The 13373-nt window shown below is 54.0% G+C and carries 24 protein-coding genes; all 24 read right to left on the reverse strand.

The genetic code is table 11. The features are described from left to right. Positions 1–177: a 50S ribosomal protein L30 gene (gene rpmD, locus AB4P97_RS20445; protein ID WP_003176408.1), complete on the reverse strand. Its 177-nt coding sequence runs from the start codon at positions 175–177 to the stop codon at positions 1–3. A gap of 2 nt (positions 178–179) precedes the next feature. Further along, the gene (gene rpsE, locus AB4P97_RS20450; RefSeq protein ID WP_003176409.1) at positions 180–680 is read right to left on the reverse strand and encodes a 30S ribosomal protein S5; all 501 of its coding nucleotides are present in this window, start codon (positions 678–680) and stop codon (positions 180–182) included. 3 nt (positions 681–683) lie between these two features. Beyond that, positions 684–1034 carry a 50S ribosomal protein L18 gene (rplR, locus tag AB4P97_RS20455; protein WP_003186037.1) on the reverse strand — a complete coding sequence of 117 codons (351 nt, stop codon included), beginning with the start codon at positions 1032–1034 and terminating at the stop codon, positions 684–686. 10 nt (positions 1035–1044) lie between these two features. Then, positions 1045–1578 carry a 50S ribosomal protein L6 gene (rplF, locus tag AB4P97_RS20460; RefSeq protein WP_003176412.1) on the reverse strand — a complete coding sequence of 178 codons (534 nt, stop codon included), beginning with the start codon at positions 1576–1578 and terminating at the stop codon, positions 1045–1047. 12 nt (positions 1579–1590) lie between these two features. After that, on the reverse strand, positions 1591–1983 hold the full coding sequence (gene rpsH, locus AB4P97_RS20465) for a 30S ribosomal protein S8 (protein ID WP_007966178.1): 393 nt from the start codon (positions 1981–1983) through the stop codon (positions 1591–1593). A gap of 209 nt (positions 1984–2192) precedes the next feature. Then, a complete protein-coding gene (gene rpsN / locus AB4P97_RS20470; RefSeq protein WP_003228726.1) occupies positions 2193–2498 on the reverse strand; it encodes a 30S ribosomal protein S14 in 306 nt (101 codons plus the stop codon). Positions 2499–2511: 13 nt separating this feature from the next. Beyond that, the gene (gene rplE / locus AB4P97_RS20475; RefSeq protein WP_003210069.1) at positions 2512–3051 is read right to left on the reverse strand and encodes a 50S ribosomal protein L5; all 540 of its coding nucleotides are present in this window, start codon (positions 3049–3051) and stop codon (positions 2512–2514) included. A 20-nt stretch (positions 3052–3071) separates the two neighbouring features. Beyond that, positions 3072–3386, reverse strand: a complete 315-nt coding sequence (rplX, locus tag AB4P97_RS20480; protein ID WP_042561341.1) for a 50S ribosomal protein L24 — start codon at positions 3384–3386, stop codon at positions 3072–3074. A gap of 11 nt (positions 3387–3397) precedes the next feature. After that, positions 3398–3766 carry a 50S ribosomal protein L14 gene (rplN, locus tag AB4P97_RS20485; protein ID WP_002555479.1) on the reverse strand — a complete coding sequence of 123 codons (369 nt, stop codon included), beginning with the start codon at positions 3764–3766 and terminating at the stop codon, positions 3398–3400. A gap of 23 nt (positions 3767–3789) precedes the next feature. Then, positions 3790–4056: a 30S ribosomal protein S17 gene (rpsQ, locus tag AB4P97_RS20490; RefSeq protein WP_003194644.1), complete on the reverse strand. Its 267-nt coding sequence runs from the start codon at positions 4054–4056 to the stop codon at positions 3790–3792. A gap of 2 nt (positions 4057–4058) precedes the next feature. Then, positions 4059–4250, reverse strand: a complete 192-nt coding sequence (rpmC, locus tag AB4P97_RS20495; RefSeq protein WP_002555481.1) for a 50S ribosomal protein L29 — start codon at positions 4248–4250, stop codon at positions 4059–4061. Further along, a complete protein-coding gene (rplP, locus tag AB4P97_RS20500) occupies positions 4250–4663 on the reverse strand; it encodes a 50S ribosomal protein L16 (protein WP_003232424.1) in 414 nt (137 codons plus the stop codon). Before rplP ends, rpmC begins: the two co-directional genes overlap by 1 nt. A gap of 12 nt (positions 4664–4675) precedes the next feature. Further along, positions 4676–5362 (reverse strand): 30S ribosomal protein S3, encoded by a 687-nt coding sequence (gene rpsC, locus AB4P97_RS20505; RefSeq protein WP_003176422.1) that lies wholly within the window; start codon positions 5360–5362, stop codon positions 4676–4678. Between the two features lie 13 nt (positions 5363–5375). After that, on the reverse strand, positions 5376–5708 hold the full coding sequence (gene rplV / locus AB4P97_RS20510) for a 50S ribosomal protein L22 (protein ID WP_003103908.1): 333 nt from the start codon (positions 5706–5708) through the stop codon (positions 5376–5378). 11 nt (positions 5709–5719) lie between these two features. Then, on the reverse strand, positions 5720–5995 hold the full coding sequence (rpsS, locus tag AB4P97_RS20515; protein WP_003228731.1) for a 30S ribosomal protein S19: 276 nt from the start codon (positions 5993–5995) through the stop codon (positions 5720–5722). Positions 5996–6011: 16 nt separating this feature from the next. After that, entirely contained in the window at positions 6012–6836 is an 825-nt protein-coding gene (gene rplB / locus AB4P97_RS20520; protein ID WP_042561342.1) for a 50S ribosomal protein L2, read from the reverse strand. 14 nt (positions 6837–6850) lie between these two features. Next, positions 6851–7150: a 50S ribosomal protein L23 gene (gene rplW / locus AB4P97_RS20525; protein ID WP_002555488.1), complete on the reverse strand. Its 300-nt coding sequence runs from the start codon at positions 7148–7150 to the stop codon at positions 6851–6853. Beyond that, positions 7147–7749 (reverse strand): 50S ribosomal protein L4, encoded by a 603-nt coding sequence (gene rplD, locus AB4P97_RS20530; protein WP_003228735.1) that lies wholly within the window; start codon positions 7747–7749, stop codon positions 7147–7149. Before rplD ends, rplW begins: the two co-directional genes overlap by 4 nt. Before the next feature lie 12 nt (positions 7750–7761). Next, positions 7762–8397 (reverse strand): 50S ribosomal protein L3, encoded by a 636-nt coding sequence (rplC, locus tag AB4P97_RS20535; RefSeq protein ID WP_007253310.1) that lies wholly within the window; start codon positions 8395–8397, stop codon positions 7762–7764. Between the two features lie 80 nt (positions 8398–8477). Further along, entirely contained in the window at positions 8478–8789 is a 312-nt protein-coding gene (gene rpsJ, locus AB4P97_RS20540) for a 30S ribosomal protein S10 (protein WP_003186070.1), read from the reverse strand. A gap of 154 nt (positions 8790–8943) precedes the next feature. After that, positions 8944–10137 (reverse strand): elongation factor Tu, encoded by a 1194-nt coding sequence (tuf, locus tag AB4P97_RS20545; protein ID WP_042561343.1) that lies wholly within the window; start codon positions 10135–10137, stop codon positions 8944–8946. 31 nt (positions 10138–10168) lie between these two features. Next, positions 10169–12274, reverse strand: coding sequence for an elongation factor G (gene fusA, locus AB4P97_RS20550; protein WP_042561344.1), 2106 nt, complete (start codon positions 12272–12274; stop codon positions 10169–10171). Positions 12275–12304: 30 nt separating this feature from the next. Then, positions 12305–12778 carry a 30S ribosomal protein S7 gene (gene rpsG, locus AB4P97_RS20555; protein ID WP_007916467.1) on the reverse strand — a complete coding sequence of 158 codons (474 nt, stop codon included), beginning with the start codon at positions 12776–12778 and terminating at the stop codon, positions 12305–12307. Between the two features lie 107 nt (positions 12779–12885). Continuing rightward, complete coding sequence (rpsL, locus tag AB4P97_RS20560) at positions 12886–13257, reverse strand: 30S ribosomal protein S12 (protein WP_003186084.1); 372 nt, start codon at positions 13255–13257, stop codon at positions 12886–12888. Between the last annotated feature and the right edge of the window lie 116 nt (positions 13258–13373).

A 13373-nucleotide genomic window follows, 5' to 3' on the forward strand; every position in this document is an offset into this window, starting at 1 on the left:
TTAACCCTCGACACGCAGCATGTAGTAAGCCTTGTTGATCATCCCGCGATTCTCGGGAGTATCCTGGACTTCTACAGTGTGACCGATGCGACGCAGACCCAGACCCTTAACGCACAATTTGTGGTTAGGGATGCGGCCGGTCATGCTTTTGATCAGCGTTACTTTAACGGTAGCCATGATCAGAAGATCTCCTTGACGGTCAAGCCACGCTTGGCGGCAATAGACTCAGGAGATTGCATGGCTTTCAGACCCTTGAAAGTGGCGTGAACCACGTTTACCGGGTTAGTCGAGCCGTAGCACTTGGCCAGAACGTTCTGAACGCCAGCAACTTCGAGGACAGCACGCATAGCGCCACCAGCGATGATACCGGTACCTTCAGAAGCAGGCTGCATGTACACCTTCGAAGCGCCGTGAGCGGACTTCATTGCGTACTGCAGAGTGGTGCCGTTCAGGTCAACTTGAATCATGTTGCGGCGAGCAGCTTCCATTGCCTTCTGGATCGCAGCAGGCACTTCACGTGACTTGCCACGGCCGAAGCCAACACGCCCTTTACCATCACCAACCACGGTCAACGCGGTGAAAGTGAAGATACGGCCGCCTTTAACGGTTTTGGCTACGCGGTTAACTTGAACCAGCTTCTCAATGTAGCCTTCGTCGCGCTTTTGGTCGTTATTTGACATAACTTAGAACTCCAGCCCAGCTTCACGAGCAGCATCAGCCAGCGCTTTAACGCGGCCGTGATACTTGAAGCCAGAGCGGTCGAAAGCCACTTGCGAGACGCCAGCGGCCTTAGCACGCGTAGCGACCAGCTGGCCAACCTTTGTGGCCGCGTCGATGTTGCCAGTGGCACCATCACGCAGTTCTTTATCCAAAGTCGAGGCGCTTGCCAGGACTTTGTTGCCGTCGGCCGAGATGACCTGGGCGTAGATGTGCTGCGACGAGCGGAACACGCAGAGACGCACGACTTCGAGTTCGTGCATTTTCAGGCGTGCTTTGCGAGCGCGACGCAGTCGAGTAACTTTTTTGTCGGTCATTTGCTATGCCCTACTTCTTCTTGGCTTCTTTACGACGGACGACTTCGTCCGCGTAGCGCACACCTTTGCCTTTGTACGGCTCTGGTGGACGGAAGTCGCGGATCTCAGCGGCCACTTGACCTACCAGCTGCTTATCGATGCCCTTGATCAGGATATCGGTCTGGCTAGGAGTCTCAGCGGTGATGCCTTCCGGCAGTTCGTAATCCACTGGGTGCGAGAAGCCAAGGGCAAGGTTCAAAACCGTGCCTTTTGCTTGCGCTTTGTAACCAACACCGACCAGCTGGAGCTTACGCTCGAAGCCTTGGCTTACGCCTTGGACCATGTTGTTTACCAACGCACGCGTGGTACCGGCCATTGCGCGAGTTTGTTGATCGCCATTGCGAGCAGCGAAACGCAGCTCACCAGCTTCTTCAACAATCTCAACGGACGAATGGATGTTCAGTTCAAGAGTGCCCTTGGCACCCTTCACCGAAAGCTGTTGGCCTGCGAATTTTACTTCGACACCGGCTGGCAGCTTAACGGGGTTCTTAGCGACGCGAGACATGCTTATCCCCCCTTAGAACACAGTGCAAAGAACTTCGCCGCCGACACCGGCAGCGCGCGCAGCACGATCCGTCATCACACCTTTGTTGGTGGAGACGATAGACACGCCAAGACCGCCACGAACTTTCGGCAGATCTTCAACGGACTTGTACTGACGCAGGCCTGGACGACTAACGCGCTTCACTTCTTCGATAACCGGACGGCCTTCGAAGTACTTCAGCGAGATGGACAACGACGGCTTAGCGTCGGTGGTGATCTGAAAATCCGCGATGTAACCTTCGTCCTTCAGGACTTTTGCTACAGCCACCTTCAGCGTGGAAGACGGCATGCTTACGACAGACTTTTCAGCCATCTGGGCATTACGGATTCGAGTTAGCATGTCCGCTAACGGGTCCTGCATACTCATGGGCTAGACGCTCCTAATACAGAAAAATTAGCCTTGCGGCTACTACTTGTCGCCGAGAACTTCCGGGCATGAAAAACACGGGCTCAGGCGAGCCGGTCATTCTAGACACACCCCAGAAATGAATCAAGCCCCAAAAGGGGCTTGATTCAAATTCAAGGCCACCGATAGTCAGATTCTTGCGGACCCGACCATCGAGGCTTTGACAGCGATTACCAGCTGGCTTTAACCAGACCTGGAACGTCACCACGCATTGCAGCTTCACGCAACTTGTTACGGCCCAGGCCGAACTTGCGGTAAACGCCGTGCGGACGACCAGTCAGGCGGCAACGGTTACGCATGCGCGAAGCGCTTGCGTCACGTGGTTGCTTCTGCAGAGCTACGGTAGCTTCCCAACGTGCTTCTGGACTTGCGTTCAGATCAACGATGATAGCTTTCAGCGCTGCACGCTTGGTGGCGTACTTGGCAACAGTGAGCTGACGCTTCAGCTCACGGTTTTTCATGCTCTTCTTGGCCATTTTCCTACTCCAATCAGTTGCGGAACGGGAATTTGAAAGCACGCAGCAGAGCGCGGCCTTCATCATCGTTCTTGGCAGTGGTGGTCAGGGTAATGTCCAGACCGCGGAGAGCATCGATCTTGTCGTAGTCGATTTCCGGGAAAATGATCTGCTCTTTTACGCCCATGCTGTAGTTACCACGACCATCGAAGGACTTGGCATTCAGGCCGCGGAAGTCGCGAACCCGAGGCAGGGAGATCGACAGCAGACGATCCAGGAACTCGTACATACGCTCACGGCGCAGAGTCACCTTGACACCGATCGGCCATCCTTCGCGGACTTTAAAGCCAGCGATGGATTTACGAGCGTAGGTCACAACGACTTTTTGGCCGGTGATCTTTTCCAGGTCAGCAACAGCGTGCTCGATGACTTTTTTGTCACCGATCGCTTCGCCCAGACCCATGTTCAGGGTGATTTTTGTAACGCGCGGAACTTCCATCACGTTCGAAAGCTTAAGTTCTTCCTTAAGTTTCGGAGCGATTTCCTTCCGGTAAATCTCTTTTAGTCGTGCCATGGTCTTCTACCTAGCAGTGTTCAAGCATCAACCGCTTTTTGGGTCGACTTGAAGACACGAATTTTCTTACCTTCTTCTACTTTGAAACCAACGCGGTCAGCCTTGTTGGTTTCGCCATTGAAGATGGCTACGTTAGAAGCGTGCAGTGGCGCTTCTTTCTCGACGATACCGCCTTGTACGCCCGACATCGGGTTAGGCTTGGTATGACGCTTGACCAGGTTCAGACCACCAACAACCAGACGGTTGTCAGCAAGAACCTTCAGCACCTTACCGCGCTTACCTTTGTCTTTGCCGGCGATCACGATGATCTCGTCGTCACGACGAATCTTTTGCATGTCGGATCTCCTTACAGCACTTCTGGGGCGAGCGAGACGATCTTCATGAACTTCTCAGTACGAAGTTCACGGGTCACTGGCCCAAAGATACGGGTGCCGATCGGCTCTTGCTTGTTGTTCAGAAGAACAGCAGCGTTGCCATCAAAGCGGATAATGGAGCCATCAGCACGACGTACGCCGTGACGAGTGCGGACTACAACAGCAGTCATCACTTGGCCTTTTTTCACCTTACCGCGAGGAATTGCTTCCTTCACGGTAACTTTGATGATGTCACCGATACCAGCGTAACGACGATGGGAGCCACCCAGCACCTTGATGCACATAACACGGCGAGCGCCGCTGTTATCGGCCACATCGAGCATGGATTGAGTCTGAATCATATAATTTCTCCGACCCCTAGTCCTTAGACTTCCACAGCGCGTTCGAGAACATCAACCAGTGCCCAAGACTTGGTCTTGGCCATCGGACGAGTTTCACGAATAGTGACTTTGTCGCCGATATGGCACTGATTGGTTTCGTCGTGCGCGTGCAGCTTAGTCGAACGCTTAACATATTTACCGTAGATCGGGTGCTTAACGCGACGCTCGATCAGAACGGTGATGGTTTTGTCCATCTTGTCGCTGACAACACGGCCAGTCAGCGTACGGACAGTTTTTTCGGCTTCAGCCATGATCACTTACCTGCCTGCTGGTTAAGCACAGTCTTCACGCGAGCGATGTCACGCTTAACTTGCGAGAGCAGATGAGACTGCCCCAACTGGCCAGTTGCTTTCTGCATACGCAGATTGAACTGGTCGCGCAGCAAGCCGAGCAGTTGCTCGTTCAGCTGCTGTGCGGATTTTTCACGAAGTTCATTCGCTTTCATCACATCACCGTCCGTTTAACAAAGGCGGTGGCGAGCGGCAGCTTTGCAGCAGCCAGGGCAAAAGCCTCACGCGCCAGCTCTTCAGTTACACCCTCGATTTCATACAGGACTTTGCCTGGCTGAATCTGGGCTACCCAGTATTCCACGTTACCCTTACCTTTACCCATCCGAACTTCGAGGGGCTTTTTGGAAATCGGCTTGTCCGGGAATACACGGATCCAGATCTTGCCGCCACGTTTAACGTGACGGGTCAGAGCACGACGCGCTGACTCGATCTGACGAGCGGTGAGACGACCACGAGCTACAGACTTCAGCGCGAACTCGCCGAAGCTGACTTTGCTACCGCGCTGAGCCAGGCCACGGTTGTGACCTGTCATCTGCTTGCGGAACTTCGTACGCTTAGGTTGCAACATTTGGCGTACCCCTTACTTAGCAGCTTTTTTACGAGGCGCTGGTGCTTGTGGTTTCAGTTCTTCTTGGCGACCACCAATTACTTCGCCTTTGAAGATCCAAACCTTTACACCGATCACACCGTAAGTGGTGTGAGCTTCGTAGTTGGCATAGTCGATGTCGGCACGCAGGGTGTGCAATGGCACACGCCCTTCGCGATACCATTCAGTACGTGCGATTTCAGCACCGCCGAGACGACCGCTCACTTGGATTTTGATGCCTTTGGCACCAATGCGCATGGCGTTCTGAACAGCGCGCTTCATAGCGCGACGGAACATTACGCGACGCTCCAGCTGCTGAGCTACGCTCTGCGCAACCAGCATACCGTCGAGCTCCGGCTTGCGGATCTCTTCGATATTGATGTGCACAGGCACACCCATTTGCTTGGTCAGGTCCTGACGCAGTTTCTCAACATCTTCACCTTTCTTCCCGATAACGATACCTGGACGAGCAGTGTGGATGGTGATACGTGCAGTTTGCGCCGGACGATGGATATCGATACGGCTTACGGACGCGCTTTTTAGTTTGTCTTGGAGATACTCACGCACCTTCAGATCAGCGAACAAATAGTCCGCATAAGTCCGACCGTCTGCGTACCAGACGGAGGTGTGCTCCTTGACGATTCCCAGGCGAATGCCAATGGGATGTACTTTCTGACCCATCTCTTCGACTCCGTTACTTGTCAGCAACCTTGACAGTGATATGGCAAGACCGCTTGACGATGCGATCAGCACGGCCTTTGGCACGTGGCATGATGCGCTTCAGCGAACGCCCTTCGTTGACGAAAACGGTGCTGACCTTCAGGTCATCAACGTCTGCGCCTTCGTTATGCTCGGCGTTGGCTACGGCCGACTCCAGCACTTTCTTCATGATCTCGGCGGCTTTCTTACTGCTGAAAGCCAACAAGTTGAGCGCTTCGCCCACCTTCTTCCCGCGAATCTGGTCGGCGACCAAGCGGGCTTTCTGGGCGGAGATTCGAGCGCCCGACAACTTAGCGGCTACTTCCATTTCCTAACCCCTTAACGCTTGGCTTTCTTGTCTGCCACGTGCCCACGATAAGTGCGGGTACCGGCAAACTCGCCCAGTTTGTGGCCGACCATGTCTTCGTTAACGAGAACTGGGACGTGTTGACGACCGTTGTGTACTGCAATGGTCAGACCGACCATTTGTGGCAGGATCATCGAACGACGCGACCAAGTCTTAATTGGTTTGCGATCGTTCTTTTCCGCCGCCACTTCGATCTTCTTCAGTAGGTGAAGATCAATAAAAGGACCTTTTTTCAGAGAACGTGGCACTGTCGTATCCCTCTATTTACTTGCGACGACGGACGATCATTTTGTCGGTACGCTTATTACCACGAGTCTTCGCGCCCTTAGTCGGGAAGCCCCATGGCGATACCGGATGACGACCACCAGAGGTACGACCTTCACCACCACCATGTGGGTGGTCAACCGGGTTCATGGCAACACCACGAACGGTTGGGCGAACGCCACGCCAGCGTTTGGCACCAGCTTTACCCAGCGAACGCAGGCTGTGCTCGGAGTTCGAGACTTCGCCCAGGGTCGCACGGCATTCAGCCAGGACTTTACGCATTTCACCGGAGCGAAGACGCAGGGTAACGTACACACCTTCACGAGCGATCAGCTGAGCCGAGGCACCAGCGGAACGAGCGATCTGTGCGCCTTTACCTGGCTTCAATTCGATGCCGTGTACGGTGCTACCAACTGGAATGCTGCGCAGTTGCAACTGGTTGCCTGGCTTGATCGGAGCCAAAGCACCCGAAATCAGCTGGTCGCCAGCACTCACGCCTTTAGGGGCGATGATGTAACGGCGTTCGCCGTCTGCGTACAACATAAGAGCAATGTGAGCAGTACGGTTTGGATCGTATTCAATACGCTCAACAGTGGCTGGAATGCCATCTTTGTCGTTGCGACGGAAATCGACCATACGATAATGCTGCTTATGACCACCACCGATGTGACGGGTAGTAATACGGCCATTGTTGTTACGACCACCAGTCTTCGATTTTTTCTCGAGCAGCGGTGCGTGAGGAGCGCCTTTATGCAGCTCCTGGTTGACCACCTTGACCACAAAACGGCGGCCAGGGGAAGTCGGTTTGCATTTAACGATTGCCATGATGCACCCCTTCCTTACTCAGCACTGCTGCTGAAATCGAGATCTTGGCCTGGCTGAAGGGAGATAACTGCCTTCTTCCAGTCATTGCGCTTGCCCAGACCGCGAGCCGTGCGCTTGCTCTTACCCAGAACGTTCAGGGTAGTAACACGCTCAACTTTCACGCTGAACAGGCTTTCGACGGCCTTCTTGATTTCCAGCTTGGTTGCGTCAGTTGCAACCTTGAAAACGAACTGGCCCTTCTTGTCAGCCAGAACCGTAGCCTTTTCGGAAACGTGCGGGCCAAGCAGAACTTTAAATACGCGTTCCTGGTTCATCCCAGCAGCTCCTCGAATTTCTTCACGGCCGACACGGTGATCAACACCTTGTCGTATGCGATCAGACTAACTGGATCGGAACCTTGAACGTCACGTACATCTACGTGCGGCAGGTTACGAGCAGCCAGGTACAGGTTCTGATCAACAGCGTCCGACACGATGAGAACATCGGTCAGGCTCATGTTGTTCAGCTTGCCCAGCAGATCTTTGGTTTTCGGAGTTTCAACAGCGAAATCCTGAACCACGACCAGACGATCAGTACGCACCAGCTCAGCAAGGATGGAACGCATTGCTGCGCGATACATCTTCTTGTTCAGCTTCTGGGAGTGATCCTGCGGACGAGCTGCGAAAGTGGTACCGCCGCCACGCCAGATTGGGCTACGGATAGTACCGGCACGAGCACGGCCAGTACCTTTCTGACGCCATGGGCGCTTACCGCCACCACGAACGTCGGAACGGGTCTTTTGCTGCTTGCTACCTTGACGGCCGCCGGCCATGTAGGCCACGACTGCTTGGTGAACCAGAGTCTCGTTGAATTCGCCGCCAAATGTCAGTTCGGAAACTTCGATCGCTTGAGCGTCATTTACATTTAATTGCATGTCAGCTTCCCCTTAACCGCGAGCCTTGGCTGCTGGACGTACAACCAGGTTGCCGCCAGTAGCGCCAGGAACAGCACCCTTGACCAACAACAGATTGCGTTCAGCGTCCACGCGCACTACTTCCAGGGACTGCACGGTCACGCGCTCAGCGCCCATATGACCGGACATTTTTTTGCCCTTGAATACACGACCAGGAGTCTGGCACTGGCCGATAGAGCCTGGGACGCGGTGGGATACGGAGTTACCGTGGGTGTTATCTTGCCCGCGGAAATTCCAACGCTTGATCGTACCCTGGAAGCCCTTACCCTTGGACTGACCGGTTACATCAACCAGTTGACCAGCGGCGAAGATTTCAGCGTTGATCAGATCGCCAGCCTGGTAGTCGCCTTCTTCAAGACGGAACTCCATGACAGTGCGACCAGCGGCAACGTTCGCCTTAGCGAAGTGGCCAGCCTGAGCAGCTGTAACACGCGAAGCACGACGCTCGCCTACAGTGACTTGCACTGCACGATAGCCATCGGTCTCTTCAGTTTTGAACTGGGTGACGCGATTCGGTTCGATCTCAATGACCGTGACCGGAATGGAGACACCTTCTTCGGTGAAAATACGGGTCATACCGCATTTACGACCGACTACACCAATAGTCATGTTGTAAACCTCATGAGTGTACGGGGCTTTCACCCGCTATGGCCGCCCATTTCAGAGCGTTACACGACTAAGACCGAGTCTTAGCCGAGGCTGATCTGCACTTCCACACCGGCCGCAAGATCAAGCTTCATAAGTGCATCAACGGTTTTATCCGTTGGCTGGACGATGTCCAGAACGCGCTTATGAGTACGGATCTCGTACTGGTCACGCGCGTCTTTGTTGACGTGCGGGGAGACCAGAACGGTGAACCGCTCTTTACGGGTAGGCAGTGGAATTGGACCACGCACTTGAGCACCAGTACGTTTCGCGGTTTCCACGATTTCCTGGGTGGATTGGTCGATCAGGCGATGGTCAAAAGCCTTCAACCTGATACGGATTTGCTGATTTTGCATTGGATTTCAGACTCCGGCTGCTATTCCCACCGAGCGCAATACGCCCGTTAAAAGGAGGCGCAATTCTATAGACGCCCCAGATTGGTGTCAACCCAATAAAAAAAGCCCCCGCTAAGCGGAGGCTTTCTTCAATTCATCATTTAACTCAAAAGAGTTAGGCGATGATTTTGGCTACGACGCCAGCGCCGACGGTACGACCGCCTTCACGGATAGCGAAACGCAGACCGTCTTCCATTGCGATGGTCTTGATCAGGGTGACAACCATTTTGATGTTGTCGCCCGGCATTACCATTTCAACGCCTTCCGGCAGTTCGCAGTTACCGGTCACGTCAGTGGTCCGGAAGTAGAACTGTGGACGGTAGCCTTTGAAGAACGGAGTGTGACGACCGCCTTCTTCTTTGCTCAACACGTACACTTCAGCTTCGAAGGTAGTGTGCGGCTTAACCGAACCCGGCTTAACCAGAACCTGGCCACGCTCTACGTCGTCACGCTTGGTGCCGCGCAGCAGCACGCCGCAGTTCTCGCCAGCACGACCTTCGTCGAGCAGCTTACGGAACATTTCAACACCGGTGCAGGTGGTGACAGTAGTGTCACGCAGACCAACGATTTCCAGTGGATCCTGAACGCGAACGATACCGCGCTCGATACGGCCAGTTACAACAGTACCGCGACCCGAGATCGAGAATACGTCTTCGATTGGCATCAGGAATGGCTTGTCGATTACGCGAACTGGATCCGGAATGTAGGTATCCAGAGTCTCAACCAGCTTACGAACGGCAGTGGTGCCCATTTCGTTGTCGTCTTTGCCTTCCAGAGCCATACGAGCAGAACCGATGATGATCGGAGTGTCGTCGCCTGGGAAGTCATAGGTGGACAGCAGGTCGCGAACTTCCATCTCAACCAGTTCCAGCAGCTCAGCGTCGTCTACCAGGTCAGCCTTGTTCAGGAAAACCACGATGTACGGAACGCCAACCTGGCGGGACAACAGGATGTGCTCACGGGTTTGTGGCATCGGACCATCAGCGGCCGAGCAAACCAGGATTGCGCCGTCCATCTGGGCAGCACCGGTGATCATGTTCTTCACATAGTCAGCGTGACCTGGGCAGTCAACGTGAGCGTAGTGACGGATCAGCGAGTTGTATTCAACGTGCGCGGTGTTGATGGTGATACCACGAGCTTTTTCTTCTGGTGCGCTGTCGATCTTGTCGAAGTCAACGATTGCGGAACCGAAAACTTCGGAGCAAACGCGAGTCAGAGCAGCAGTCAGAGTGGTTTTACCGTGGTCAACGTGACCAATGGTGCCAACGTTGACGTGCGGTAGGGAACGATCAAATTTTTCTTTAGCCACGACAATTAACTCCTAGCCTAAAGGGGCTGAATCAGCCTTGTTTTTTGGTAACAGACTCGACGATGTGCGACGGGGCTGTATCGTATTTTTTGAATTCCATAGAGTAGCTTGCGCGACCCTGGGACATGGAACGAACGTCGGTCGCATAACCGAACATTTCACCCAACGGAACTTCGGCACGAATTACTTTGCCGGAGACCGTGTCTTCCATACCCTGGATCATGCCGCGACGACGGTTAAGGTCGCCCATCACATCACCCATATAGTCTTCAGGCGTAACAACCTCTACAGCCATGATCGGCTCGAGCAACTCACCACCACCCTTCTGGGCCAGTTGCTTGGTCGCCATGGAAGCAGCCACTTTAAACGCCATCTCGTTGGAGTCGACGTCGTGGTAAGAACCATCGAACACGGTAGCCTTCAGGCCGATCAGCGGATAGCCGGCAACAACGCCGTTCTTCATCTGCTCTTCGATACCCTTCTGGATAGCCGGGATGTATTCCTTAGGAACCACACCACCTACTACTTCGTTCACGAATTGCAGACCTTCCTGACCTTCGTCAGCAGGAGCAAAACGAATCCAGCAGTGACCGAACTGGCCACGACCGCCGGACTGACGAACGAACTTGCCTTCGATTTCGCAGTTCTTCGTGATGCGCTCACGATAGGAAACCTGAGGCTTGCCGATGTTGGCTTCGACGTTGAACTCACGGCGCATCCGGTCAACCAGGATGTCCAGGTGCAGCTCGCCCATGCCGGAGATGATCGTTTGACCAGTCTCTTCATCAGTCTTGACGCGGAAAGAAGGGTCTTCCTGAGCAAGCTTGCCCAGAGCGATACCCATTTTTTCCTGGTCATCCTTGGTCTTAGGCTCTACGGCAACCGAAATAACCGGCTCCGGGAAGTCCATACGAACCAGGATGATTGGCTTGTCAGCGTTGCAGAGGGTTTCACCAGTGGTGACGTCCTTCATGCCGATCAGGGCCGCGATGTCACCAGCGCGTACTTCCTTGATCTCTTCACGGGCGTTTGCGTGCATTTGCACCATACGACCCACGCGCTCTTTCTTGCCTTTAACCGAGTTGATCACGCCGTCGCCGGAGTTCAACACGCCCGAGTAAACGCGAACGAAGGTCAAAGTACCCACGAATGGGTCGGTAGCGATCTTAAACGCCAGAGCCGAGAACGGCTCCGCATCGTCTGCGTGACGCTCCAGCTCGACTTCCTCGTTATCCGGATCAGTACCCTTGATAGCAGGAATATCGGTTGGCGCAGGCAGGAAGTCGATAACGGCGTCGAGAACCAGGGGAACACCCTTGTTCTTGAAGGAAGAACCGCAAACGGCCAGAACGATTTCGCCGGCGATAGTACGCTGACGCAAAGCAGCTTTGATCTCTTCGATCGTCAGCTCTTCGCCCTCCAGGTACTTGTTCATCAGCTCTTCGTTGGCTTCGGCAGCAGCCTGAACCATGTTGTCGCGCCATTCGGCAGCCAATTCCTGCATATCTTCAGGAACAGGCTTACGAACAGGAACCATACCTTTATCAGCATCATTCCAGTACACAGCTTCCATGTTGATCAGATCAATCTGACCCTGGAAGTTGTCTTCCGAACCGATAGCCAACTGGATTGGCACCGGAGTGTGACCCAGACGCTTTTTGATCTGATCGATCACGCGCAGGAAGTTCGCACCAGCACGGTCCATCTTGTTCACGTAAACAAGACGTGGAACACCGTATTTGTTGGCCTGACGCCATACGGTTTCCGACTGAGGCTCAACACCCGAAGTACCGCAGAACACAACGACAGCGCCGTCGAGTACGCGCAGGGAACGTTCAACTTCAATGGTGAAGTCAACGTGGCCCGGGGTATCGATTACGTTGAAGCGATGCTCGTCTTTGTACTGCTTAGCAGAACCTTTCCAGAAGGCGGTAATGGCAGCAGAAGTAATGGTAATACCACGCTCCTGCTCCTGAACCATCCAGTCTGTGGTCGCGGCGCCGTCATGCACCTCGCCCATTTTGTGACTTTTGCCAGTGTAAAAAAGGACGCGCTCGGTGGTGGTGGTTTTACCAGCATCCACGTGAGCGACGATACCGATGTTACGGTAGCGACTAATCGGAGTAGTACGAGCCATAAAGCCCTCGCAAAATTAGTGAAGCTAAAATTAGAAGCGGTAGTGCGAGAAAGCTTTGTTGGCTTCTGCCATACGGTGCACGTCTTCACGCTTCTTAACAGCAGCACCTTTACCTTCAGCAGCATCCAGCAGCTCGCCAGCCAAACGCAGAGCCATAGACTTCTCGCCACGCTTGCGCGCGAAGTCTACCAACCAGCGCATTGCCAGAGCGTTACGACGGGAAGGACGAACCTCGACCGGAACCTGGTAAGTAGCACCACCAACGCGGCGCGACTTCACTTCGACCAGCGGAGCGATGGCGTCGAGTGCTTTTTCGAAGAGTTCCAGGGGATCGGTGCCAGCCTTACGGGTCGCAACGGTTTCCAGGGCACCATAAACGATACGCTCGGCAACGGCTTTCTTGCCGCTTTCCATAACGTGGTTCATGAATTTGGCGAGGATCTGGCTTCCGTATTTCGGATCGTCCAGAATCTCACGCTTTGCTGCTACGCGACGTCTTGGCATGATAAGCCCTCAAGCGGTCTTCAGGTTAGCTCGGGACAGATCCAAAGGATGCGTGCCCGACCTTACTCTTATCGACTCAATAAAATAAAAATCTGCAAAACGGCCGATTACTTCGGACGCTTGGTACCGTACTTCGAACGACCCTGGTTACGACCTTTAACGCCGGAAGTATCCAAAGAACCGCGAACGGTGTGGTAACGAACACCTGGCAAGTCTTTTACACGGCCGCCACGAATCAGTACGACGCTGTGCTCTTGCAGGTTGTGGCCTTCACCGCCGATGTACGAGGAAACCTCGAAACCGTTGGTCAGACGCACACGGCATACTTTACGCAGTGCCGAGTTAGGTTTTTTCGGCGTGGTGGTATACACACGGGTGCATACGCCACGACGTTGCGGGCAGTTCTGCAGCGCAGGCACGTCGGATTTCTCGACGATACGCTTACGCGGCTGACGTACCAGCTGGTTGATAGTTGCCATCTACTAGCTCCACTGTTGTCTTGCGACGCTATTGTCTTGCAAGAAAAGCAAAATGGCAGGAACGAATTCCCGCCAAATTTAGGGGTACAAGAGTCTAAAGAGGATCTTGTCCCCAG

The organism is Pseudomonas sp. A1230, from assembly GCF_044218825.1.
Lineage (GTDB): Bacteria > Pseudomonadota > Gammaproteobacteria > Pseudomonadales > Pseudomonadaceae > Aquipseudomonas > Aquipseudomonas iridis.

Coding starts and splice junctions, on each gene's coding strand:
- rplN (WP_002555479.1), bottom strand. CDS start 3,766: ATGATTCAGACTCAATCCATGCTCGATGTGGCCGATAACAGCGGCGCT.
- rplE (WP_003210069.1), bottom strand. CDS start 3,051: ATGGCACGACTAAAAGAGATTTACCGGAAGGAAATCGCTCCGAAACTT.
- rpsN (WP_003228726.1), bottom strand. CDS start 2,498: ATGGCCAAGAAGAGCATGAAAAACCGTGAGCTGAAGCGTCAGCTCACT.
- rpsC (WP_003176422.1), bottom strand. CDS start 5,362: ATGGGTCAGAAAGTACATCCCATTGGCATTCGCCTGGGAATCGTCAAG.
- rpsG (WP_007916467.1), bottom strand. CDS start 12,778: ATGCCAAGACGTCGCGTAGCAGCAAAGCGTGAGATTCTGGACGATCCG.
- rpsJ (WP_003186070.1), bottom strand. CDS start 8,789: ATGCAAAATCAGCAAATCCGTATCAGGTTGAAGGCTTTTGACCATCGC.
- rpsL (WP_003186084.1), bottom strand. CDS start 13,257: ATGGCAACTATCAACCAGCTGGTACGTCAGCCGCGTAAGCGTATCGTC.
- rplV (WP_003103908.1), bottom strand. CDS start 5,708: ATGGAAGTAGCCGCTAAGTTGTCGGGCGCTCGAATCTCCGCCCAGAAA.
- rplD (WP_003228735.1), bottom strand. CDS start 7,749: ATGCAATTAAATGTAAATGACGCTCAAGCGATCGAAGTTTCCGAACTG.
- rplR (WP_003186037.1), bottom strand. CDS start 1,034: ATGACCGACAAAAAAGTTACTCGACTGCGTCGCGCTCGCAAAGCACGC.
- rplW (WP_002555488.1), bottom strand. CDS start 7,150: ATGAACCAGGAACGCGTATTTAAAGTTCTGCTTGGCCCGCACGTTTCC.
- rplP (WP_003232424.1), bottom strand. CDS start 4,663: ATGTTGCAACCTAAGCGTACGAAGTTCCGCAAGCAGATGACAGGTCAC.
- rpsE (WP_003176409.1), bottom strand. CDS start 680: ATGTCAAATAACGACCAAAAGCGCGACGAAGGCTACATTGAGAAGCTG.
- rpmC (WP_002555481.1), bottom strand. CDS start 4,250: ATGAAAGCGAATGAACTTCGTGAAAAATCCGCACAGCAGCTGAACGAG.
- rplF (WP_003176412.1), bottom strand. CDS start 1,578: ATGTCTCGCGTCGCTAAGAACCCCGTTAAGCTGCCAGCCGGTGTCGAA.
- rplB (WP_042561342.1), bottom strand. CDS start 6,836: ATGGCAATCGTTAAATGCAAACCGACTTCCCCTGGCCGCCGTTTTGTG.
- rpsQ (WP_003194644.1), bottom strand. CDS start 4,056: ATGGCTGAAGCCGAAAAAACTGTCCGTACGCTGACTGGCCGTGTTGTC.
- rpsH (WP_007966178.1), bottom strand. CDS start 1,983: ATGAGTATGCAGGACCCGTTAGCGGACATGCTAACTCGAATCCGTAAT.
- rplX (WP_042561341.1), bottom strand. CDS start 3,386: ATGCAAAAGATTCGTCGTGACGACGAGATCATCGTGATCGCCGGCAAA.
- rpmD (WP_003176408.1), bottom strand. CDS start 177: ATGGCTACCGTTAAAGTAACGCTGATCAAAAGCATGACCGGCCGCATC.
- rplC (WP_007253310.1), bottom strand. CDS start 8,397: ATGACTATTGGTGTAGTCGGTCGTAAATGCGGTATGACCCGTATTTTC.
- fusA (WP_042561344.1), bottom strand. CDS start 12,274: ATGGCTCGTACTACTCCGATTAGTCGCTACCGTAACATCGGTATCGTC.